Origin of the sequence: Brevibacillus sp. SYP-B805 (assembly GCF_011059135.1) — a bacterium.
In the GTDB taxonomy this organism is placed as follows: domain Bacteria; phylum Bacillota; class Bacilli; order Brevibacillales; family Brevibacillaceae; genus Brevibacillus_F.
In genome coordinates this window covers 69,127-90,022 of sequence record NZ_JAALGD010000010.1, presented here as the reverse complement: position 1 = coordinate 90,022, position 20,896 = coordinate 69,127, and the positions used below count along the sequence as shown (strand labels likewise).

The window sequence follows — 20,896 nt, the reverse complement described above, 5'->3', positions numbered from 1 at the left end:
GGATGAAAAGACCGCTGCTGAAACCGTTGCAAGCCCTTTATGTTACTCAATTTCTGTCCGCCTTTGCCGACAACATGATTCTCTTCGTCATCGCCAATCTGTTGACGGAGAACGGGTTTTCTCCCGCATCGCTGGCGCTCGTGACCATGGCCTTTTTCGTCCCTTATATCGTGCTGGCTCCCCTGGTCGGCTCTTTTGCCGACCAGAAACCGAAGGCGTTCGTGCTGGTGATCGGCAACCTGATCAAGGCGCTGGGCGTCCTGATTCTTCTCGTGACCGACCACAGCAACATCCTGTTTCTGATGGGGAGCTACTTTACGGTCGGCGTCGGGGCCGTTGTCTACTCCCCGGCCAAATACGGCATCCTGCCGGAGCTGACGCGCAGCGAAACAGAGCTGTTCCATGCCAACGCCCGCATCGAAGCATACACCATCATCGCCATTTTGACCGGCATTGGCGGCGGGGGCAGCATCGCTTCCGTGACGTCTGCCCTGACGTCATCGGCCATCTGCATGCTCCTGTACCTGTTGTCCCTGATGATGACCTTTTTTATCCCGCGCATGCACGGCAATCCCGACATCCGTTATCTTGCGGAAGCCCGCCGTTTTTTCGCCGATATGAAGCTGCTGTATACCCATCCGGCCACAAATTTTTCGCTGATCGGAACCGGGGCGTTCTGGATGAGTTCCGCCGTGCTGCGGGTGGCCGTCCTCGCCTGGATTCCGATGGCGCTGGGCATCCATCCCCAAGATTTTTCCGTCTCGCTCATCCTGGCGACGACTTCCGTCGGGATCATCGCGGGCGCCTTCCTGTCGACGAAGCTCATCCCGCTCGATCGGTATTACCGCTCCATCCTGTACGGTTTCTGCATGTTGGGGCTGATCTTCCTCTTTCCGTGGTTTCATGTGACGGCGGTGGCCATTCTTTTCCTGCTGGCCGTTGGCTTTATGGGAGGGGTATTTATTGTACCGATGAATACCGTCTTGCAGGAAGAAGGCAAGAGGCTGGTCGGAGCCGGGAAAACGATTGCGGTGCAGAATTTTACCGAGAACCTTCTGATGTTGGTCGGGTCGGGCTTCTACTACCTGAACGCTTATCTGGGGATCACGGTATCGGGAGCAATCGTCGTGCAGGGAGTGCTGTTTCTTCTGTTTCTGCTTTATCTCACCCGGATCACGAAAAAGATCAAGGCAAACATCGGCTAACGGTCAGCCACCAACAGCGGGTCAGCCACCCGCTGTTTTTATGTGCCGCCAGGAATTGGACGATATCCGGGGGAATGTGCACAATCCCCCTCTTCCTTGCAAGAATATTGTTGAATGAAAGGGGGGGACAAAATTGGAAAGCCGACCACTCGTGATCAGCATTCTCGGAAGCGGCGGAGGCGTGGCGAAAGCCGTTCTGTCCATCTTGAATCAGGCAATCGCCGATGCCAATGACCCCATCCATGCTCTTCTCAAGCAGTCTACCATTCATCTGATAGACGTGAAACCGCAGAGGCTGGAGGATTTCCTTCCGCGCTTTCCGCATCTGCAGGACAAACTGGTTCTCCATCAGCTTGACCTGCGCCATACCAACCTGTTCAAGCAGCATCTGCGCAGAACCCGCACCACCCTGGTGATTGACGTTTCCTGGGCGGATACGGTTGAGATGTTGCGCTGCTGCAACGAATTGGGCGTTTTATACACCAATACGGCGCTTGAAAATATGATGGTAGATGAGAACGAAGATCTGGAGGGATTCACCCTCATCGAGCGATACCGTATTTTTGAACAGCACCGTCATCATTTTACCCAGACCCGCGCGATTGTCTGCTCGGGCATGAATCCCGGCGTTGTCCAATGGATGGCATTGAAAATGATTGCCGAGCAGCCGGGGAAACTTCCCCTTGGCTGCTACATCGTTGAGCATGACGACTCATTCTATGCCGATACGACCTGTGTCAAGGAGAAAACCGTCTACTCCACCTGGTCACCGGAATGCTTCCTGGATGAGGCGCTCTTGAACTATCCGATGTTCGTAAAGGAACGAGAGCCGCTGTTTTTTTATCAACATGTGTACAACTTGGAGTTCAAAGTGACGCTGGGGAAGAAGCAGTTTTACGGCTGTCTGATGCCACACGAAGAAGTCCTTACGCTGGGCCGGCTCTCCAACATGGAAACAGGCTTTATCTACAGGGTGAACGATTATACGACGAATCTGATCCGCTCCCAACTGGGGAATCCGGGCGACCTGTGGAATTGGCATCATCAGGTGATGGACCCTTCCGATGCGGAAATGGACGGAAGCGATCTGGTAGGCGTCCTGCTTGTTTACGAGGATAAGGAGCGGTATATGTACAACGTCAGGGATAACCGCAGCGTTTTTGCGGCGTATCAGGTAAACGCCACTTATTTTCAGGTGGCCTGCGGCGTGTACGGAGCCGTCTGCTCCCTGCTGCTTGATGCCATTCCTGCCGGCGTCCATTACGTCGATGAGCTGCTGCTTCATACGCCTGCCAAATACGGGGAGTACGTTACCCGTTACTTGAAGAACTTTGTGACAGGCGAAAACCCGAATAGCGACGGTCTGCTGTTGGCACGACGACGGAATCCATTATGAGAGGAGTTGCATCCAATGACAAAGAAAGACTCCTTAACCGGGTTCTATAAGGAAAACGAGGAGCTCTGGTTGTGGGACAGTACGCCGGAACTTGGCATGGAATTGGGATTTCAGGTGGAATCCCTGCTGCATTTCGAGCAATCGCCTTATCAGGAGATCAGCGTCATCGACACAAAAGGGTTCGGCCGCATGCTGGTGCTGGACGGCGTCCCGCAATACACGACCAAGGACGGGTATATGTACAATGAAATGCTTGCACATGTACCTCTGGCAACGCACCCCGATCCCCAACGGATCGCCATGATCGGCGGCGGCGATTGCGGGCCTGCCCGCGAAGCCATGAAATATGGCAGCCTGCGGCACATCGACGTCGTCGAAATTGACAGTCAGGTGATCGATGTCTGCCAGAAGTGGCTCACCCACGAATCGTTCCTGCAGCGGGACAGCCGCGTCCGGGTGATCATCCGGGACGGGTACTCGTGGATCAAGGAACTGTCCGAACCTTATGATGTCCTGCTGATTGACCGTCCGGATCCATTCGGGCCTGCAGCCGCCTTGTACAGCGACGAGTTTTATGCACATGTGCATAAGGGATTGAGCAGTGACGGCATGGCCGTTTTTCAATCCGGGTCGCCGTTCTACAATCCTCAGCTCTTGCAGGATACGGTTTCACAGGCGAAAAAGCTGTTCCCCATCGTGCGCGTCTATTTGCTGACGGTTCCCTGCTTCCCCGGCGGCATCTGGAGCCTCACCCTGGCATCGAAAAAGTGGGATCCGCTTGAGGCGGATACACGCCGTTTGCAGTGGCAGGACGCGAAATACATCAATCCGGATATTTTCCGGACGTCCTTTACCCTGCCGACCTATGTGAAACAGCTGCTGTCCGATCACTTGTAATTGCGGGTTGATTATTCCCCCTTTTTCATGAACGCCAGGGTTTTCCTGATCCCTTCCTCATAGGGGGTTTGGGGAAGAGGACCAATTTCCCGTTCATACTTTTCGCCGGACAGCACCACGGGTTCTTCCAGCAGATACATCATCTCCACCATTTCCCGCATCATGGGCTGAAACAGCCCGATGAACGAGATCATCCCCTTGCCGACGGTGCCAACCTTTCCTTTGTAGCCGGTTTGCTGCCGCATGATGTCGATCAGGGCATGCCCCGAGATGACAGCGGGCCCCGGGATATTCCAATGCTGGCCGTACGCGGATTCACGCAGCGCCAGTTCCACAGCGGCCTTGGCCCCGTCCGGCGTGAAGATGTATTCCCTCTCCACGGCGGGATCGCCCACGAACCGGGCGCTTTTGTGAGCCTGCATGGCCTTGAGCGTGTAATGCAGCAGCGTATTCTCGGCGTTCGGCCCGTAAAAGTCGGGGAAATGGGTGACGAGCGCAGGGACTCCCGCCTGATGGGCCTCTGCCACCATTTCCTCCAGTGCAAGCCGGATCTTTCCTTTTTTGGTGTGCGGGCGTTTGGGGGTTTGTTCCGTCACCTTTTGGCCGCCGCTTCTCCCGTACGCATAGATATTGTCAATCACGACCACTTTGGCCCCCAGCTGTTTGGCCGCATCCAGCACGTTGCGCATGATGCGGGGCAGCCCTTCCTGCCACTCCGGATACGGGATGTTGGCCGCGTGGAAGATCACGTCAACGCCTTCTCCTGCGGACAGCAGGTGATCCAACACAAAAAGATCCCCGCTGCGGATCGATACTCCCCGCATGGCGCCGAACAACCGCTCCAGCTTCTCTCTCCCTCTGGCGAACGCAACCGTTTCGATTTCCCGGGCTGCCAGCTCATGAACCAGCGCAAACCCCATTCCTCCGGACGCTCCCAACACAAGTGCCTTCTTCATTTCCACCGCTCCTTTTGCTACCTTCACCATCATTTACATTATTTGAAAAATTTACGCCAACCATTTCAGCAGGTTCTGCACATGGAACCGCGCCATCGTTTCCACATCCGCGAAGGAGTGTCCCGACCTGCAGTAGTGGGCGACAAACCCGTGCAGGGAGAGAAAAATCGACCAGATTAACGCGGCGTTCGCCTTTTGTCCGCTGAGGTAATAAATGGCCTGGGCAAATTTCTCATAGCTTTGGTTCGGTTTTTCCTGCAGCTTGCTTGCCAGTTCTTCATCCTTGATGACAAGCATGATTTCATAGTGGCTCTGGTTGTCGAGCCCAAACTGGATATATCCCAACAGCACCTGCTCCAGCTTCCGGGCAGGTTCAAGATCCTGCCGCAGCACTTCTTCCAGCTTCTGGTCCAGCAGAGCGAAGTCCTGGTTCACCAGGGAATAAAAAAGGTCTGCCTTGTTCCGGAAGTGATAATAGATCGAGCCGTGACTGTAACCGAGTTCTTTGGCGATCTGGCGCATGGAGACATGGCGGTAGCCATGCGTCACAAAGAGCTCTCTGGCCGCTTCCATGATTTTTTCCTTTGACAGTTCCTGTTCGACCGCTTTTCTCGCTGCCACGTCATCCCTCCATTAATTGAACAATGGTCAATTACCATCTGCTGGCATTCTATCATACGCGAGCGCCATCGTGCAAACAAAAAAATCTCCTTCCCGAGGCCGATTCGGGAAGGAGATGGCAACCATCAATTCACGTTCAGGAGTTCGTCCTTTTCTTTTTCTTTTTTGGACATGCCGCTCACTTTGCCCACAATCACAACCAGAACGGCAAACAGGATCGGAACGCCTTGATGTATGATGGGGCTGAGAGATTCCAACAGATTCTCGATCGCATGGTCCTTCAGCATCATTTCACCCGCCGTATACCCCAAAAGCGCCGCGCCCGCCGTCACGATGATGGGGAACCGCTCCATCAGCTTCATGAGCAGCTGGCTGCCCCAGATGATCAGGGGAATGCTGATCGCCAGACCAAGCAGAACCAGGAGGTTGTTTCCGTTCGCGGCGCCGGCTACCGCCACCACGTTGTCCAGGCTCATGACCAGGTCCGCCACGATAATCGTTTTGATGGCACCCATCAGGTTGGAGCTTGCTTTAATATCTTCCTCATCTCCGCCTTTCAGCAGCGAGATGGCAATCCACAACAGCAGAATGCCGCCGACAAGATTCAGAAAGGGAATGGTTAAAAGATAGACCGCTACGAACGTAAGCGCCACCCGCAAGGCGATCGCCCCAAAGGTACCGAAAAACACCGCCTTCTTCTGGTACCGCTTGTCCAAATTGCGACAGGCCAAAGCAATGACAACCGCATTATCCCCGCTTAGCACGATATTAATGAGAATTATCTTCAATAGACCGATCAGAATTTCGCTGTCCATATGGCCCCTCCTTTTCTCTCTATAGAAAATTGTACCTTATTCTCTGAAAAAGGTCTAAGAAACTTTATGCGCAAAACAGAAAAGACGCCTGCTGCATACAGGCGCCTTCTTTCGGCCGTGACTAACATTGCTTCCGGTACTTGATGTCCGCAGGATCAAGCCCATGGCCCAACGATCCGTACACGTTTCTGCTGCGCGGATCGATCAGATTCTTCTCCTGGTAGTAAATCCGCGGCGTTTTCCACAGGGCGATCAAGGCCTTCCAAAGCGGCATTTCATGATAGCGGTCCGGCCACATCCTTTTGATATGTTGCTTGACCAGGGGATAATATTTGGAACTCATGCCGGGAAACAGATGATGCTCCGTGTGGTAGGAAAAATGGAAATGCAATATATCCACCCATCGCGGCACCGTCACCGACAGGCTGTTCGCCAGCGGATCATTGACCGGCACCAGCGGATTCAAACGGTGATTCGTGGAGATATACGCCATCACGATCCCATTGGCGATCAAGAGCGGAATCAGATAGGCAAACAGCCATTTTTCCAGGCCGATCCAGAAGAGCAGGCCAATCCAGGTGGCCCAGGGCAGAAGCAGCTGCAGCCAAAGGACAGGCTGTGTCTGGGGACGAAACTCTTTGACAAAGCGACCGAACATGCGGATGGAATGAAAGGTAAAAGAGACGGTTAACGCGGTAAAGCTGACAAACGAGCGAATGATGAGAGGAAGCCGGTAGATGCGTTGGACAAACGGGCGCTTGAGGAATTGCTCCAGGCTTACCCACGCGTCCGGATCAAGCTCCTCATGCTGGGTGTGAACATGGTGGGTCAGATTGTGCCACTTGCGCCACAGTTTGGGCCCTGTGGAAAGCGGCCAAAAAGCGACGGCGCCGAGAATATCCCGCAGCCAGGGTTTCCTGACAACCGTCCCATGCAGAATCTCATGCCCCAAAAATCCTAAGGCGGCAAAACTGGCGCCCAGGACCATCGCAATCATCAGGTTGAAAATCGGATGGAGATCAAGGAGGCCGATGAAGAGAAGGCCGGTGATCGTCACGATCAAATAGGCAAGTCCCCCCAGCAAACGTGCAGGTACCGGCTGAAATGCCTGATCGGGCAGATGGGGCGATATGCGTGCCGCATACCAACCGAATGTGTGGAGTTCTTTCAAAATGCTGGCTCCTTTCGCGGTAAAGCCATGGAATGGTATTAGAGCAATCGTACCAGTACACCCGCTTGTCACGCAATCATTATTTATCCCCCAACGCTAAAAATGTGGCAGCATAAAGGAGGGCTGTGCCGTAAGCCCTCCTATATCTTCAGCTATAGACTGATCCTCCCGCCTGCCTGAACTGCTCCGCCTTTTCCCGCAAGCCTTCTTCCACCGCGTCCGCTGCGTCGATGCCTTTGGCGAACGCATACTCCCGAATCTCCTGGGTAATTTTCATGCTGCAGAATTTCGGGCCGCACATCGAGCAGAAGTGGGCCGTTTTGGCTGCCTCCGCGGGAAGGGTTTCGTCATGGTACGCCATGGCCCGCTCCGGATCGAGGGAGAGGTTGAACTGATCGCGCCACCGGAACTCGAAGCGGGCTTTGGACAGCGCATCGTCCCGCTGCCGGGCGCCGGGATGCCCCTTGGCCAGATCCGCAGCGTGCGCAGCAATCTTGTAGGCGATAACCCCCTCGCGGACATCCTGCTTATTGGGGAGACCGAGATGCTCCTTTGGCGTCACGTAGCACAGCATCGCCGTCCCGTACCAGCCGATCATGGCCGCTCCGATGGCAGACGTGATGTGATCATAGCCTGGCGCGATATCCGTCGTCAGCGGCCCCAAGGTGTAAAACGGCGCTTCCTGGCATATCGCCATCTGCAGCTCCACGTTTTCCTTGATTTTGTGCATGGGAACGTGTCCCGGCCCTTCGATCATCACCTGCACATCATGCTTCCAGGCGATTTTTGTCAGCTCGCCCAGTGTGCGCAGCTCGGCAAACTGCGCCTCGTCATTGGCGTCCGCGATGGAGCCCGGCCTGAGCCCGTCGCCGAGCGAAATGGACACGTCGTACGCCTTCAGGATTTCGCAAATCTCCTCAAAATGCGTATACAGGAAGTTCTCCTGATGGTGGGCCAGGCACCAGGCTGCCATGATGGAGCCGCCGCGCGAGACAATCCCCGTGACGCGCTTGGCAGTCAGAGGGATATACCGCAGGAGAACACCCGCATGAATCGTGAAGTAGTCCACGCCCTGCTCCGCTTGTTCAATCAGGGTATCCCGATAGATGTCCCATGTCAGCTCTTCCGCTTTTCCCCCAACCTTTTCAAGAGCCTGGTAGATGGGAACGGTGCCCACCGGTACCGGTGCGTTGCGGATGATCCACTCCCGGGTGGTGTGGATTTGTTTCCCCGTTGACAGGTCCATGATGGTGTCAGCCCCCCATCGGATGGCCCATGTCATCTTTTCCACTTCTTCCTCGATCGAGGAGGTGACAGCGGAATTGCCAATATTGGCATTGACCTTGACGTGGAAATGGCGCCCGATAATCATCGGCTCGCTTTCGGGGTGATTGATGTTGGCCGGGATAATGGCGCGGCCCCGGGCAATTTCCTCCCGTACGAATTCCGGATCCATCTGTTCCCGCAGCGCCACAAACTCCATCTCCGGGGTGATGATCCCCTTGCGCGCATAATGCAGCTGGGTGACGCAGCTGCCCTGTCTGGCCCGAAGCGGCCTGCGTTTCAAGCCGGGAAACACGTTGCGCTGATCCTGGCCGCCCCCCGGACGAAATCCATCGTCTTCCGGCCTTACCGCACGCCCGTCGTACGCTTCCACATCTCCGCGTTCCAGAATCCATTGGCGGCGCAGCGCCGGCAGCCCTTTGCGGATATCCGCCTGATAATCCGGGTCGGTATAGGGGCCGCTGGTGTCATAGACGCGGATGGGGGGATTGGCCTCTTCCCCGTTTCTCCCGGCTGTGGGATGAAGCTGAATCTCCCGCATGGGAACCCGGATATCGGCTCGTGTTCCCTGCAGATAGACCTTGCGGCTTCCGGGAAAGGCGGATACGGATGGACTCTTCATTTCTGACATGCGACTCTCTCCTTTGTCTTGTTTTGGCAAAGGACAAGATCAGGATAAGGCGGCCGTCCAGACATGGCAGCGGTTGGAGCCAACAAAAAACCGGGCCGCTGGATACGGACCCGGTTTTCCCAGCAGCATGCACGGCAGGCCGCTGCGCGCTGCATATCTGGTACATGGAACACTTTCCTACGCTGGTATTATCCAGATCAGGTCCGAAGGGTTAAGAAACTTCATCGCGTTTCTCTCTCAGCCCAGCTCGTGGGCACCCCTAGTGTAAAAAGTGATTCAATTATCAATATGCATACCTTACCATATTCCCGCCCGGTTGGGAATATCCATGTTACCCAATCCTCTTACACATGTCGTGGTCATTGTTTACAATGTGGGTAACGCATCTGCACTGTCATGATCCGCCCAGCCGGGCGGGCCGGCCACTGAACGCGGAAGCCTGCCCTCAAGCCAATGAAGGAGGTACCACCATGTCCATTTATGATTTTTCCGTACGTACGATCCGCGGGGAAGAACAATCGATGGCCGCATACAAGGGAAAGGTGCTGCTGATCGTCAATACGGCCAGCAAATGCGGCTTTACCCCGCAGTACAAGGGACTGCAAGCGCTTTATGAGAAATACGGCTCCGCCGGATTGGAAATCCTGGGCTTTCCCTGCAACCAATTCGGCAATCAGGAGCCGGGGGACAATGAGGAAATCATGGGGTTCTGCACGCTTACCTACGGGGTGACCTTCCCGATGTTTGCCAAGGTGGACGTGAACGGCCCCCATGCTCACCCGCTTTTTCAATACCTGACAAAAGCGGCTCCCGGTATTTTGGGATCAACCTCGATCAAATGGAACTTCACCAAATTCCTTGTCGATCGCCAAGGCCATGTGATCAAGCGTTTTGCTCCCACCGACGAGCCGGAGAAGCTGGAAAAAGAGATCGTGGCCCTGCTTGGTTAGGAAAAAGCCCGGACAACCTCTGGGCTTTCCCATTTGTAGACAAAGTCCGACCTGTCATGGGTGACGGTTCTCACTGCAGGAATACCTCCCCCTCTGCCTTCTCCTGCTCCGCCATCTTCTGTTCATGCACCTTGAAGAACGGGAAGTAGATGAAGAAGGAGATGGCGATGTTGATCAGGACGAGAATGATGGCTCTCCAGTCGCCGCCTGTTGCCAGGTAGGCCCCGATCGGCGCGGGCAGCGTCCAGGGCACCATGATGTAGGTGGGATTGACGAATCCCAGCACCGTGGCGATGTAGGAAAGGGTCGCGGTAACCAGCGGGGTGACCACAAACGGGATAATCAAGGTGGGGTTCAAGACAATCGGCATTCCGAAGATGACCGGTTCGTTGATATTGAAAATCCCCGGGGCGAGCGCCGTTTTTCCCAGGGTTTTCGTATACTGGGACTTCGCAAAAAACAGCATGCAGATCACAAGCCCCAGCGTCGCCCCGGACCCTCCGATCCAGATAAACCACTGATAAAAGGTTTCCGGCGCGACATGGGGGATGGGTTGGCCGGCTGCCACCGCTTCCGCATTCTTCGCCAGATACACTTCCCACAGCGGACGCGCTACCGTCCCCACAATCGACACCCCATGAATGCCGAACGACCAGAAGAAGGTGATCAAAAAAACGGGAATCAGGATGCCCGGCAAGGTATCTCCCGCCGTGACAAGCGGGGAAACCAGCTTGTCGATCAAGCTATGTACATCGATGCCCAGCACGACCGTGATCAATGTCATGACGACCACCACAAGCGCCACGGGAATCAGCGCTTCAAACGAGCGCATCAAAGATGGCGGTACCTGCTCCGGCATTTTAATGGTCCATTTTTTCCGCTTGCAGAAGCGCAGCACCTCGACGGCAAATATGGAGGACAGCATGGCGACGAACAACCCGTGGCCTCCCAGATTGGTCATGGGCAAAACAAAGCCGACGTCGTCCACCACTTTGGGAAGAATGGTCAACAAATACGAAACGATTGCGATTTGAGCCCCTGCCAGGGGATCCAGGTTGTAGCTTTTGGCCAGATTATGCCCAATGCCGTATGCGATATAGAGAGACATGATATACATCGTCAGGCGGTAGGGGATCAAGATGTCGGCAACGTGCGCCTTCGCCCATTTGGCCAGGGCCCATTCGGCTGGAACGGGCGGAAAGGCAATGATGAGGAAAAAGCTGCCGACGATAATGAACGGCAGTGCGGAAATGACCCCGTCCCGGATGGCGCGCAGATGCCGCTGTTCGGCCAGCCTGGCAACCGGGCCGGAAAAATATTTATCCAGAAATTGAACCAGTTGATCCACAGTCGCTCCTCCTTTTCCGATGCTATCGCTGCGCCAACTCCCTCACTTTTTTCAGCAGGGTTGACCCACCCAAAGGCGTGTAAGCTTGCGGGGGAATCAGGTCACAGGGAACGCGGGCGGCATCCGCCTCTTTTTTCAGGTAGTCAAAGCGGTGTCTGACCTGCGGTGCCACCATGGCCACATCCCACCCGTTTTTCACCTCCTCTCCGAACTCTTCCGTGCTGACAGCCTTCACGTTCATCTCGATGCGGTGTTTCTCCGCCTCTTTTTTGAGGGCGTTTACCACGATGGCACTCGACATGCCGGCCGAACAGACAAACAACACGTTCATCAACACAACCTCCCCGGGAACCCGCTTCCATGCTTGACCATGAAACAAAATGGCATGTTTTGTCGTATTGATATGAACAAAAGTTTCCGTTTAGACCTGTCTTTTCTTTACAAGGTTGTCCGCAGCGTCCGGACATAGTGCTCGACAGTTCGACGCTCGGGCATCAATCGTTTGACCGCACGCGCGGATTTCTTCATGCGGATGGCCCGCACCAGCGGGTAAGGAACGTGCAGCAGCGCGAACAGCAAGTGTCTCTCTTCGCTCGTCAACGGCCGAATCCGGTCATATTCCTCGATCCACCGGACGGTTTGCGGGCCGTCCCATGTCGCGTTGCGGTGAAGGAGATGGGCGAGGTCGGTCATTCTTGCATGCAGCGACGTGTTCTCAAAATCGATGAGATGAAAAACGCCTTTCCCGTCCACGACGAGATTGGGATAGTTATAGTCCCCATGAGCGAAGGCGCCGACGTTCCTTTCATGGTCAAGGGCCTTCTCGCTGGCGGGATGCTTGATCAGGTGAACCGCCGTCTCGCAAAGGGCGGTAAACGGCTTCATGTCTCCTGCCATTCGGTAACGGGAGAGGGTGCTTCGATAGGAAGCAATGCTCGCCGGCAGCATGGCGTATCGGGTTCTTCTGGCCGGAGCCTCCTGAAGCGGCATGCCGGTTGCGTACCGGTGGAACTCAGCCAGGGTACGGATCGCCTGCCGAAACGCCTGTCGATCGGTAAAATCGGGGGACTTCCCTTGTATCCAATTGGTCAGCATGTAGTATTTGTTGTCGTATGTGATCCAGCGAGCCCTTGTCCTCGTTGGAACCATGCGCGGTGAGCAGCGGTATCCCGCTTCGGTCAGATGTTCCAGCACGCGTGCGATAAAGCGCATTTCCGCTTCGGGAATGTCATACCCCTTGACGCAGAGGAAGCGTCGATCTTTCGTTTTCAGATAATAGATGTCGCGCACGCTTGTCATCTTGCTGACTTCCAGCTGGTAGGCGGCTTCCAGCTCTTTTTCCATCGGCACATCCATCACCTCACCGAAACGCAATCCATATTCTGTTTATGTTACGGTACCAGCAAAGCGAGGGATATGAACAAAACAACCAAATTTCCAACCAGTGATTCCAACCGCAAAAGAGATTGCTGACAATATGAAAAAGGGATGTGGCCGCTGCCGCCACGATCTGCGCCGATCATGGCAACCGGTTCACATCCCAATCAAATCCGCTGTGTCTTTTTTCTGAACTGAATCGCCATCAAGCGTCCAAACAGGAATACCGCTCCGGCCGCGAGCCCGGAAATCAGCCCGATCCAGTAACCGAATGCGGCAAGCGACGTGGTCTTCGCCAGCAGGTAGCCGACCGGCAGGCCGATCACCCAGTAGGAAACCAGCGCCGCGATAAACGTGACCGTCACATCCTTGTACCCTCTCAGAATCCCTTGGATGGGCGCGCCGATGGCGTCCGACAGCAGGAACAGGATGGAGTAGAGCAGGAATTGCCGGGTCAGCTCCAGCACGGCGGGATCGCTGGTATAGAGCCCCGCCACCTGTTTGTTGCAAACCAGCAGGCCGATCGCAAACAGCACCGCCATGACCAGCGCCGCCGTAATCCCCACAAAGCTGTACTGCCGGGCATCCCGGTGCCTCCCTGCCCCGACCTCAAAGCCGACCACAATCGTCAGCGCCATCGAAATGCTTAACGGCACCATGTAGAGAAACGATGCGAAATTCATGGCGGCCTGGTGCGCTGCAATGGTTATGGTGCTGAACTCGCTCATCAACAACGTGACTGCTGCAAAAATGCTCACCTCAAAAAAGATGGAGAAACCGATCGGCACCCCCAGCCTGAGCAGCTCTTTCCACGCGGGCCAGGAGAGGCGGTAGAACCGTGTAAATATTCCGTACTCGCAAAACGGATGGACGCGCTGCACCACCCAGACGCTGATCAGCAGAATGCACCAGTACGTGATGGCCGAGGCATAGCCCGCGCCGACGCCTCCCAGGCGAGGCAAGCCGAAATGGCCGAAAATCAGCGCGTAATTCAGCGCGATATTGATCGGCAGCGAGACCAGGGTGATCAGCATCGTGACCCGCGTCATGCCAAGCGCGTCGATGAAACAGCGGATCACTGTGTAGACAAAACTGGGGATAAACCCTATCGAAAGCGCCAGCAGGAAGCGATGGGCGATTTCGCGGACAGCAGGTTCCAGTTTCATCATGTCCAGCAGCGGCTGGAGAACCAGCGCCCCGCAGAGAATAACGGCCACCGCAATCGCCGCCGACAAATAAACAGCCTGGATGACCGTAAAGGGTACTTCCTCTCTCTTGCCGGCTCCAATCATTTGCGCCACCATCGGCATTACCGCCATCAAGATCCCGCTTAATCCCGCCTGGATCGGAACCCAGATGCTGGCGCCGATGGCTACCCCCGCCAGATCGGTCGGGCTGGCATGTCCAGACATGATCGTATCGAAAAACGTCATCGCAAACAGCGCCAGCTGCGAAATCAGGATCGGCAGCAGCACGGTGAGGAACTGCCGGATCTTTTCCTGAATGGTATAGGTTTGCTTCATCTCTCTTCCCGTCCTCAACAAGGTGGTAGTACCAGCATACAAGAAAGGGAGCAGGAATGCCATCCGGAAAAAAGGCACCGATCCATCGGTACCGCACTGATGACAAACAACAGTTAAAATCATGGCGTGATGGGGCCAAGCGAGCTCCTTTGACGACCGACTCAGCGAAGAAACAAAGACGCGGGAGCAAAGGGGGCGTGAGTCTCACATCCTTGAAACACCCAGATGTTGAGCCCCCGCCCGCGTCGAGTTTCGGAGCGGACAAAAGCCAACTTCTTTGCTGGTCGTCAAGAGAGCGAGCAGGAACCATCATCCATGACATAACCGACTGTGTCTGCACACTGAGGCACCGTTCCATCGGTGCCGGATATGTATCACGCTGGACATGCGGCTGCCATCCCTGTGGAGGAATCTACACCTTCGTTTCCAGGATGGCAGCCGCCCCGGCCACCGCAAATATCAGCGACAGGGGAAACAGCGCAGGCACATACAAATGCAGCAGCACAAAAAAAGCAGCCGACCAGATTCCCACACACCAGTAGCAGCTGAGCAGCACGCCCACCCCATATCTCCATCCCGTCCCCAGGATTTCGATCTGCCTCTGGATATGCCCCGCCTCATCCGTCACGAAGGAAACGCGCAGGAACGGGTTTCGAATAAACGCCGCGATCTCATCAAACACGATCAGATGAGTGAGGCGATAGGAAGCTAGCACCAGGATGACAAGATCAAACCAAGAGATCTCCTCCACCTTCTATCCCTCACGCACTTATTTATACGGATTGATGGGTTTCCCGCAGCGACAGTCTCCCATTTTGTTGTAGGACGTGCTTCTCTTTTCCTTGCCGGTCGGAAATTCCTTGCCGCCTGCTTTGGGGTAGCTGGCTTTTTTAAAATACGGATCATACCAGATATGCCTGTTGTCCATCGCTTCGATCAACCACCTTTCTGAATCATGTACTGTCATCTTATGCCATCCCACCGGCAATGTGTTCCAACCTTTCCCCGCACGCAGGAGAGAAGCGATCTGTCCATCCCGGGAAGGGTGCCGTCCATATCCGTCGCGATCAGCCTGACCTCCTTTTCCCCTCCCCTGCAGACGAAAAAAGGAGACGTGCGTGACGTCTCCGTTGCATGCTGCCTGTCTTGTATCGAGAGCAATCCTATGATAAAATGAAGAATGGCCTAACTGCATCATTCATAAATACAATAAATCCCCTAATATAATTGTATCAGATAGGCCCGGCATTGTCAAACCGTTTGATCCTAAAAAAATGATGAGAAAAGGAGCGGTTCCATGAGTAAGGCAGAGCAAGATCGGCTGGAAGAGCAGCAGCGGGTGGAGCACGTGCTTGCAGACATCGACGAGCGGATCGGCACCTTGCGCGAGCAGGTCGGCAGCATCAAGGCAGATATCGTCGACATTCGCAAAAACTTCTGGGACGATGTTACCGTCAACTTCGACGATGCGTACGAAGCGATTGAAACTTACGCCAGCATCAAACAGCAGGCGGAAGTCCTGTCGGAGCGGGAGCGCAGCCACCGCCATGCCGAAAAACAGCTGAAAACGCTGATCAAGCTCAAGCAGTCCCCTTATTTCGGCCGCATCGACTTCCTGGAGGACGGCGAAAAGAACGCCGAACGCATTTATCTGGGCATCGCTTCCCTTCTCGACAAGCACGGCACGGATTTCCTCATCTACGATTGGCGCGCGCCTATCGCCAGCCTTTATTATGACTACCCGCCGGGACCTGCCGCCTATGAAACACCCGGCGGCACGGTTACCGGCACCATGGAATTGAAGCGGCAGTATATCATCCGCGACGGCCGAATCCGCAGCATGTTCGATACGGGGGTTACCATCGGCGATGAACTGCTGCAGGAAGTGCTCGGCAAAGCGGCCAGCACCCAGATGAAGAGCATCGTCGCCACCATCCAAAAGGAACAGAACCGCATCATCCGCAATGAACGAAGCCGCATGCTGATCGTACAGGGCGCCGCGGGCAGCGGCAAGACATCGGCCGCCCTGCAGCGGGTCGCTTATTTGCTGTACCGCTATCGGGAAACGCTGCGCGCGGAGCAGATCGTGCTCTTTTCCCCCAACCCGCTGTTTAACAGCTATGTGTCTACCGTCCTCCCCGAATTGGGCGAGGAAAACATGCAGCAGACAACCTTCCAGGAATACCTGGAACGACGGATCGGTCAGACGTTCCGGCTCGAAGATTCGTTTACCCAGCTGGAATACGTGCTTACCGCCCGCCACGAACCGGGCTATGCGGCCCGCATCGAGGGAATCCGGTACAAGGCGTCCACCGCCTTTATGCAGGTGCTGGAGCGCTATATCGACATCCTGGCGCGGCAAGGCATGCGTTTTCGGGATGTGAAATTCCGCGGCAAGACGATCGTACCGGCCAGCCGGATCGCGGAACGTTTTTACTCGTTCGATGCTTCCCTGCGCATTCCGAACCGCATGGAGCTTGTAGCCAAATGGCTGCTTGACCAGCTGGAAGAACGCGCCCGCCTGGAACGCCAAAAAGCATGGGTGGAAAACGAGATCCAGCTGCTCGATCAAGACGACTACCATCAGGCGCATCAAGAGCTGAGAAAGAGCAAGCGGCTTGGCGGACATACCTTTGACGACTTCGCGTACGAACAGAAACTGCTCGCCACCATGGTGGTCGACCGACACTTCCAGCCGCTTCGGGAACAAGTGAAACGGCTGCAGTTTATCGACATGCCCGCCATCTATCGGCAGCTGTTCGCCGAGCCGGAACGCTTCTTCCCCGTCGATGGCGGGGAGCCTCCTGCGGCATGGGCGGAAATCTGCAGGCAGACCGTTGAACGTTTGAACCGTTCCGAAATGGCTTACGAAGACGCGACGCCGTACGTGTATCTGATGGAGCGGATCGAAGGCTTCCGGACCAACACGTCCGTCCGGCATGTTTTCGTAGACGAGGCGCAGGATTATTCGCCGCTCCAGTTCGCCTTCCTGCAACGGCTGTTTCCGCACAGCAAAATGACGGTGCTGGGGGATTTGAACCAGGCCATGCATGCGCAGGCCACCACCGACCTGATGCAGTTAACGTCTCTCTATGGAACGGATCACACGGAGACCATCGTATTGACCCGCAGCTACCGTTCCACACGCCCGATCGTCGAATTCACCCGCGGGCTGATCACCGGGGGAGAAGCCATAGAACCATTCAACCGGGAAGGCAAAAAGCCAACGCTGACCCAGGCCGCCGACGATACCGCGCTTGCGGAGAAGGTGAAGGCCCGGATTCAGCAGCTGCAGGCCGACGGGCATCGGACAATCGCCGTCATCTGCAAGACCGCCAAGGAAAGCCGGGAAGCGTATGAAAGGTTGCAAGGCTCCATCCCGATTCGCCTGATCGATCAACAGACGGTATCCTTCGACGAAGGGGCGCTTGTCATCCCTTCCTATCTCGCCAAAGGCGTGGAATTCGATGCGGTGATCATTTACAACGCCTCCCGCACGCAGTACGGCGAGGAGAGCGACCGGAAGCTGTTCTATATCGCCTGCACCCGGGCCATGCACGAGCTTCATCTCTGCTTCATCGGCGAGATGAGCCCGTTTCTGCGCAGCCTCTCCCCGGATACCTATACCTTGGAGCCGTAGCGGGACAACCGTATGCCGCCAGGCCGCCTGCCGGGCACCTGGCGGCTATCCCTGCCATCCATGCCTGTAGAGCCTCACGTTGAATCAAGCCTGCCCTTTCGCATACGCTTTCGGTTTGCAGCAAATATTAGTAACGATCAACCACAAAGGAGGTTCTCTTGCATGAACACACAACGGGCCAAAGAAATCGCGGCTTCCCCCGTGATGGCAAACGTCACCTATGAAGGGGTTCCCATCTATATCCAGCATGTGGATGAAAAGAATGAAACCGCCAGAATCTATCCGCTTGACCAACCGGCGAATGAACAGACCGTTCCCGTCAGCAGCTTGCAGGAACATTAAATCAGGCTTCCAGCAATCAAAAAACCTCCGCCACGGGAGGTTTTTCTTCCTTGTTACGCTTTCGCAGCCTTGATGCTTTCCTCGCGAATCAGTTCGAGCAGTTCCTGCTTTAACGCCAGAAACTCGGCAGTGTGCTTGTTCTGGTAATCGCGCGGACGGGGCAGCGGCACTTTGATGTTCTTCTTCAGCCGTCCCGGCCTTGCCGTCATGACGTAGATGGAATCGCCCAGGAATATCGCTTCTTCCACATCGTGCGTGATAAACAGAATGGTTTTTTTGGATTCTTCCCATACCTTCAGCAGAATTTCCTGCATGATGGCACGCGTCTGCGCATCAAGGGCGCCAAACGGTTCATCCATCAGCAGGATTTCAGGGTCATTGGCCAAAGCCCGGGCAATGGCAACCCGCTGCTTCATCCCGCCGGAGAGCTGGATGGGATAATGCTTTTCAAACCCCTTCAATCCGATCAATTCCAGATAATGATGGGCCACTTCCCGCTGCTCGGCTTTGGGGGTTCCTTTCAACTGCAGACCGAACGCGATGTTCTCTTCCACGGTCAACCACGGATACAGCGTATACGACTGAAACACCATTCCCCGGTCAGGACCCGGCCCTTTGATCTCCTTGCCGTCCAGATACACACGGCCCGACGTCGGTTCTTCCAATCCGGCAACCACCCTTAAGATGGTAGACTTTCCGCAGCCGGACGGACCCAGAATCGTGACAAATTCTCCTTCTTCCACGGAAAAAGAGGTTTGATCCAGCGCCACGACTTCTCCGGCCTTCGTCGAAAATACCTTTCCCACCTGATCAACGATCAACTTCGGCGTCATCTTAGGATCCTTCCTTTCTCATCCAGGAAAACGATGCTCGATAGATGGCTTTGAACAGCAAATCCGTCATCAATCCCAACAGCCCGATGATGATGATGCCCACGATAATCTTTTCGGGTTTCAGGAATCGGGAAGCCTGCATGATCATGAAACCAAGCCCGTCGGAGGCGCCGACCAGCTCCGCTACGACCAGATAGGTCCACGCCCATCCGAAGGTGATGCGCAGCGTATCGACGATCCCGGGCAGGGAGGCGGGCAGGATCACCTTGCCAAACAATTGAAGCTTGCTGGCCCCCAGCGTATAGGAAACCTCGATCAATTCGTTCTGCACATTTTTGGTGACATCCATGACCATCAAGGTAAGCTGAAAGAAGGTTCCGAAGAAGATGACGGTCATCTTCTCGCTTTCGCCCAAGCCGATCCATAAGATAAACAAGGGAATAAAGGCAGAAGCCGGCATATACCGGATGAACCCGATGATCGGCTCGAAAGCCCCCTCCATGATCCGCAGCGTCCCCATCAGCATGCCCAGCGGCACGCCCAGGAGCGCCGCCACCAGGAAGCCGAGGGCCACACGGGAAAAACTGATGCCGATATCGCCCAGAATCTCTCCGCTTTGGAACATCGAGACGGCCGTTTTCAGGATCTTGTCTGGAGAAGGCAGGAACAGCGGATTGACAAATCCCCCGTAGCTCAGCACGGACCAGACCGCAATGAGCAAGAGGAAGGTCACAATCCCCGCCCCCGTGTAAACCGGTTTGGCAATCTCCTTTTTTGGGGTAAAGACATTTTTCCACATCGGTCATCCCTCATTCGGTTCGAAATCTTTTGCAGGGAAGAAAACCCTCACCGGGCAAACATGAGAAAAGAAGGCCCTGGTCGGGCCCTCCTTTACAGTCCGTTCACAAACGTCGGATTCAACACATCTTCCGCGGCAGGCGCCTTGTCAATGATTTTTTGTTCGACATAGAAATCAGCCGCATTTTTGGTGGAGTTGTAGATATCTCCCTTGTTTCCGTCTGTGCCAAACAGCTGTTTATTGTCGTCCTTGTTGAAAAATTTGAGCCCCGGCACGGTTCCGGTAAATTCGCTGAGGTCAATTTTCAGCCCTTGGGCCATGATTTTGTTGGATTCTTCCTCATGCTGCTTCCAGTAGTCCATCGCATCCGCCATGGCGGCGACGAAGGCCTTGATATCATCCGGACGCTTTTCGATGACATCCTTTTTAAAGCCGACCGTGTCCACAATGATACCGGACAGCTCTTTGGTCGACAGCAGGATCTTGCCGTTTGCCTGCGAAGCTTTGGACAGCCACGGTTCCCAGGTGACAGCGGCATCCACTTTACCGGCTACAAAGGCTGCCCCGGCATCGCCCGCCGACATCTGCACCATTTCCACATCTTTGTCGGTCAAATTGGCCTGTTTCAATGCGGTCAGCAGCAGCAAATGGCTGGTCGACCCCTGTTCAAACGCCACTTTTTTCCCTTTCAAATCGGCCACGGTGTTGATGTCGTTTTTCGCGATGATGCCGTCTCCCCCGTGGGAATCATCCAGCAGCCATACGACCTGCATCGGGATGCCTGCGGCGGCCAGCGTCACCTGCACATCCAATGCGGTTGCCATGCCGTCCACCTGTCCGCCTGCCAGGGCTTGCTTGCGCTCTGCCAATCCTTCAATGATGGATAATTCCACATTAATGCCATGCTTTTCAAAAAAACCTTTCTCTTTCGCCAAAAAGAGCGGACCATATCCCGTCCATGTCGGCAGCGTTACCTTGAGCGGCGCTTTTGCCGCCGAGCCGCCCCCCTGTGCCTGGTTGGCCTGCTGGGACGCGCCACAGCCGACCACCCCGAGTAAAAACAGCACCGACAGCAACAGAAGCATTACCTTTTTCATTGCTTTTCCCC

The 20,896-nt window shown here is 55.2% G+C and carries 20 protein-coding genes and 1 riboswitch; of the genes, 6 read left to right on the top strand and 14 right to left on the bottom strand.

All coding sequences use genetic code 11. The features are described 5' to 3' along the window. Window positions 1-2 precede the first annotated feature (2 nt). From lplT to speE, 3 genes are all read left to right on the top strand, one after another. A complete protein-coding gene (gene lplT / locus G3578_RS13440; protein WP_165213472.1) occupies window positions 3-1,205 on the top strand; it encodes a lysophospholipid transporter LplT in 1,203 nt (400 codons plus the stop codon). A 133-nt stretch (window positions 1,206-1,338) separates the two neighbouring features. Beyond that, complete coding sequence (locus G3578_RS13435; protein ID WP_165213471.1) at window positions 1,339-2,601, top strand: Rossmann-fold NAD(P)-binding domain-containing protein; 1,263 nt, start codon at window positions 1,339-1,341, stop codon at window positions 2,599-2,601. 15 nt (window positions 2,602-2,616) lie between these two features. Continuing rightward, window positions 2,617-3,498, top strand: coding sequence for a polyamine aminopropyltransferase (gene speE / locus G3578_RS13430; protein WP_165213470.1), 882 nt, complete (start codon window positions 2,617-2,619; stop codon window positions 3,496-3,498). Between the two features lie 11 nt (window positions 3,499-3,509). On the opposite strand, the gene G3578_RS13425 is transcribed toward speE, so the two are convergent. The 5 genes from G3578_RS13425 to thiC all read right to left on the bottom strand — a co-directional run bounded on the left by G3578_RS13425 (window position 3,510) and on the right by thiC (window position 8,976). Next, a complete protein-coding gene (locus tag G3578_RS13425) occupies window positions 3,510-4,454 on the bottom strand; it encodes an NAD-dependent epimerase/dehydratase family protein (protein WP_165213469.1) in 945 nt (314 codons plus the stop codon). Between the two features lie 51 nt (window positions 4,455-4,505). Continuing rightward, window positions 4,506-5,075, bottom strand: a complete 570-nt coding sequence (locus tag G3578_RS13420) for a TetR family transcriptional regulator (RefSeq protein ID WP_165213468.1) — start codon at window positions 5,073-5,075, stop codon at window positions 4,506-4,508. 125 nt (window positions 5,076-5,200) lie between these two features. Continuing rightward, window positions 5,201-5,890, bottom strand: a complete 690-nt coding sequence (locus tag G3578_RS13415; protein WP_165213467.1) for a TerC family protein — start codon at window positions 5,888-5,890, stop codon at window positions 5,201-5,203. 121 nt (window positions 5,891-6,011) lie between these two features. Beyond that, window positions 6,012-7,061, bottom strand: coding sequence for a Delta(10) desaturase DesB (desB, locus tag G3578_RS13410; protein ID WP_165213466.1), 1,050 nt, complete (start codon window positions 7,059-7,061; stop codon window positions 6,012-6,014). Between the two features lie 148 nt (window positions 7,062-7,209). Next, complete coding sequence (gene thiC / locus G3578_RS13405) at window positions 7,210-8,976, bottom strand: phosphomethylpyrimidine synthase ThiC (RefSeq protein ID WP_165213465.1); 1,767 nt, start codon at window positions 8,974-8,976, stop codon at window positions 7,210-7,212. A 157-nt stretch (window positions 8,977-9,133) separates the two neighbouring features. After that, window positions 9,134-9,247: riboswitch (TPP riboswitch) on the bottom strand. Between the two features lie 199 nt (window positions 9,248-9,446). Here thiC and G3578_RS13400 point away from each other — a divergent pair. Next, a complete protein-coding gene (locus G3578_RS13400) occupies window positions 9,447-9,926 on the top strand; it encodes a glutathione peroxidase (RefSeq protein ID WP_165213464.1) in 480 nt (159 codons plus the stop codon). A 70-nt stretch (window positions 9,927-9,996) separates the two neighbouring features. Here the strand turns inward: G3578_RS13400 and G3578_RS13395 are convergent, their stop codons facing one another. The 6 genes from G3578_RS13395 to G3578_RS13370 all read right to left on the bottom strand — a co-directional run bounded on the left by G3578_RS13395 (window position 9,997) and on the right by G3578_RS13370 (window position 15,141). Continuing rightward, window positions 9,997-11,274 (bottom strand): PTS transporter subunit EIIC, encoded by a 1,278-nt coding sequence (locus tag G3578_RS13395; RefSeq protein WP_165213463.1) that lies wholly within the window; start codon window positions 11,272-11,274, stop codon window positions 9,997-9,999. Between the two features lie 22 nt (window positions 11,275-11,296). Then, window positions 11,297-11,605, bottom strand: coding sequence for a PTS sugar transporter subunit IIB (locus tag G3578_RS13390; RefSeq protein WP_165213462.1), 309 nt, complete (start codon window positions 11,603-11,605; stop codon window positions 11,297-11,299). A 107-nt stretch (window positions 11,606-11,712) separates the two neighbouring features. Beyond that, entirely contained in the window at window positions 11,713-12,648 is a 936-nt protein-coding gene (locus tag G3578_RS13385; RefSeq protein WP_165213461.1) for a phosphotransferase, read from the bottom strand. Window positions 12,649-12,818: 170 nt separating this feature from the next. Beyond that, window positions 12,819-14,174, bottom strand: a complete 1,356-nt coding sequence (locus tag G3578_RS13380) for an MATE family efflux transporter (protein WP_165213460.1) — start codon at window positions 14,172-14,174, stop codon at window positions 12,819-12,821. 412 nt (window positions 14,175-14,586) lie between these two features. Then, complete coding sequence (locus tag G3578_RS13375) at window positions 14,587-14,925, bottom strand: DUF1360 domain-containing protein (RefSeq protein WP_165213459.1); 339 nt, start codon at window positions 14,923-14,925, stop codon at window positions 14,587-14,589. An 18-nt stretch (window positions 14,926-14,943) separates the two neighbouring features. Then, entirely contained in the window at window positions 14,944-15,141 is a 198-nt protein-coding gene (locus tag G3578_RS13370) for a hypothetical protein (RefSeq protein WP_165213458.1), read from the bottom strand. Window positions 15,142-15,471: 330 nt separating this feature from the next. Between G3578_RS13370 and helD the strand changes: the two genes are divergently transcribed. Together helD and G3578_RS13360 are read left to right on the top strand one after the other, a co-directional pair. Next, on the top strand, window positions 15,472-17,814 hold the full coding sequence (helD, locus tag G3578_RS13365; RefSeq protein WP_165213457.1) for an RNA polymerase recycling motor HelD: 2,343 nt from the start codon (window positions 15,472-15,474) through the stop codon (window positions 17,812-17,814). Window positions 17,815-17,976: 162 nt separating this feature from the next. Next, complete coding sequence (locus G3578_RS13360; protein WP_165213456.1) at window positions 17,977-18,156, top strand: small acid-soluble spore protein H; 180 nt, start codon at window positions 17,977-17,979, stop codon at window positions 18,154-18,156. Between the two features lie 53 nt (window positions 18,157-18,209). On the opposite strand, the gene G3578_RS13355 is transcribed toward G3578_RS13360, so the two are convergent. From G3578_RS13355 to G3578_RS13345, 3 genes are all read right to left on the bottom strand, one after another. Further along, entirely contained in the window at window positions 18,210-18,989 is a 780-nt protein-coding gene (locus G3578_RS13355; RefSeq protein WP_165213455.1) for an ABC transporter ATP-binding protein, read from the bottom strand. A 1-nt stretch (window position 18,990) separates the two neighbouring features. After that, window positions 18,991-19,788 (bottom strand): ABC transporter permease, encoded by a 798-nt coding sequence (locus G3578_RS13350; RefSeq protein ID WP_165213454.1) that lies wholly within the window; start codon window positions 19,786-19,788, stop codon window positions 18,991-18,993. A 92-nt stretch (window positions 19,789-19,880) separates the two neighbouring features. Then, on the bottom strand, window positions 19,881-20,885 hold the full coding sequence (locus G3578_RS13345; RefSeq protein ID WP_165213453.1) for an ABC transporter substrate-binding protein: 1,005 nt from the start codon (window positions 20,883-20,885) through the stop codon (window positions 19,881-19,883). Window positions 20,886-20,896 lie beyond the last annotated feature (11 nt).

Excerpts from the sequence above, each read along its gene's own strand:
- lplT (WP_165213472.1), top strand. The coding sequence starts at position 3 with ATGAAAAGACCGCTGCTGAAACCGTTGCAAGCCCTTTATGTTACTCAA.
- speE (WP_165213470.1), top strand. The coding sequence starts at position 2,617 with ATGACAAAGAAAGACTCCTTAACCGGGTTCTATAAGGAAAACGAGGAG.
- G3578_RS13425 (WP_165213469.1), bottom strand. The coding sequence starts at position 4,454 with ATGAAGAAGGCACTTGTGTTGGGAGCGTCCGGAGGAATGGGGTTTGCG.
- G3578_RS13415 (WP_165213467.1), bottom strand. The coding sequence starts at position 5,890 with ATGGACAGCGAAATTCTGATCGGTCTATTGAAGATAATTCTCATTAAT.
- thiC (WP_165213465.1), bottom strand. The coding sequence starts at position 8,976 with ATGTCAGAAATGAAGAGTCCATCCGTATCCGCCTTTCCCGGAAGCCGC.
- G3578_RS13400 (WP_165213464.1), top strand. The coding sequence starts at position 9,447 with ATGTCCATTTATGATTTTTCCGTACGTACGATCCGCGGGGAAGAACAA.
- G3578_RS13390 (WP_165213462.1), bottom strand. The coding sequence starts at position 11,605 with ATGAACGTGTTGTTTGTCTGTTCGGCCGGCATGTCGAGTGCCATCGTG.
- G3578_RS13380 (WP_165213460.1), bottom strand. The coding sequence starts at position 14,174 with ATGAAGCAAACCTATACCATTCAGGAAAAGATCCGGCAGTTCCTCACC.
- G3578_RS13370 (WP_165213458.1), bottom strand. The coding sequence starts at position 15,141 with ATGACAGTACATGATTCAGAAAGGTGGTTGATCGAAGCGATGGACAAC.
- helD (WP_165213457.1), top strand. The coding sequence starts at position 15,472 with ATGAGTAAGGCAGAGCAAGATCGGCTGGAAGAGCAGCAGCGGGTGGAG.
- G3578_RS13360 (WP_165213456.1), top strand. The coding sequence starts at position 17,977 with ATGAACACACAACGGGCCAAAGAAATCGCGGCTTCCCCCGTGATGGCA.
- G3578_RS13355 (WP_165213455.1), bottom strand. The coding sequence starts at position 18,989 with ATGACGCCGAAGTTGATCGTTGATCAGGTGGGAAAGGTATTTTCGACG.
- G3578_RS13350 (WP_165213454.1), bottom strand. The coding sequence starts at position 19,788 with ATGTGGAAAAATGTCTTTACCCCAAAAAAGGAGATTGCCAAACCGGTT.
- G3578_RS13345 (WP_165213453.1), bottom strand. The coding sequence starts at position 20,885 with ATGAAAAAGGTAATGCTTCTGTTGCTGTCGGTGCTGTTTTTACTCGGG.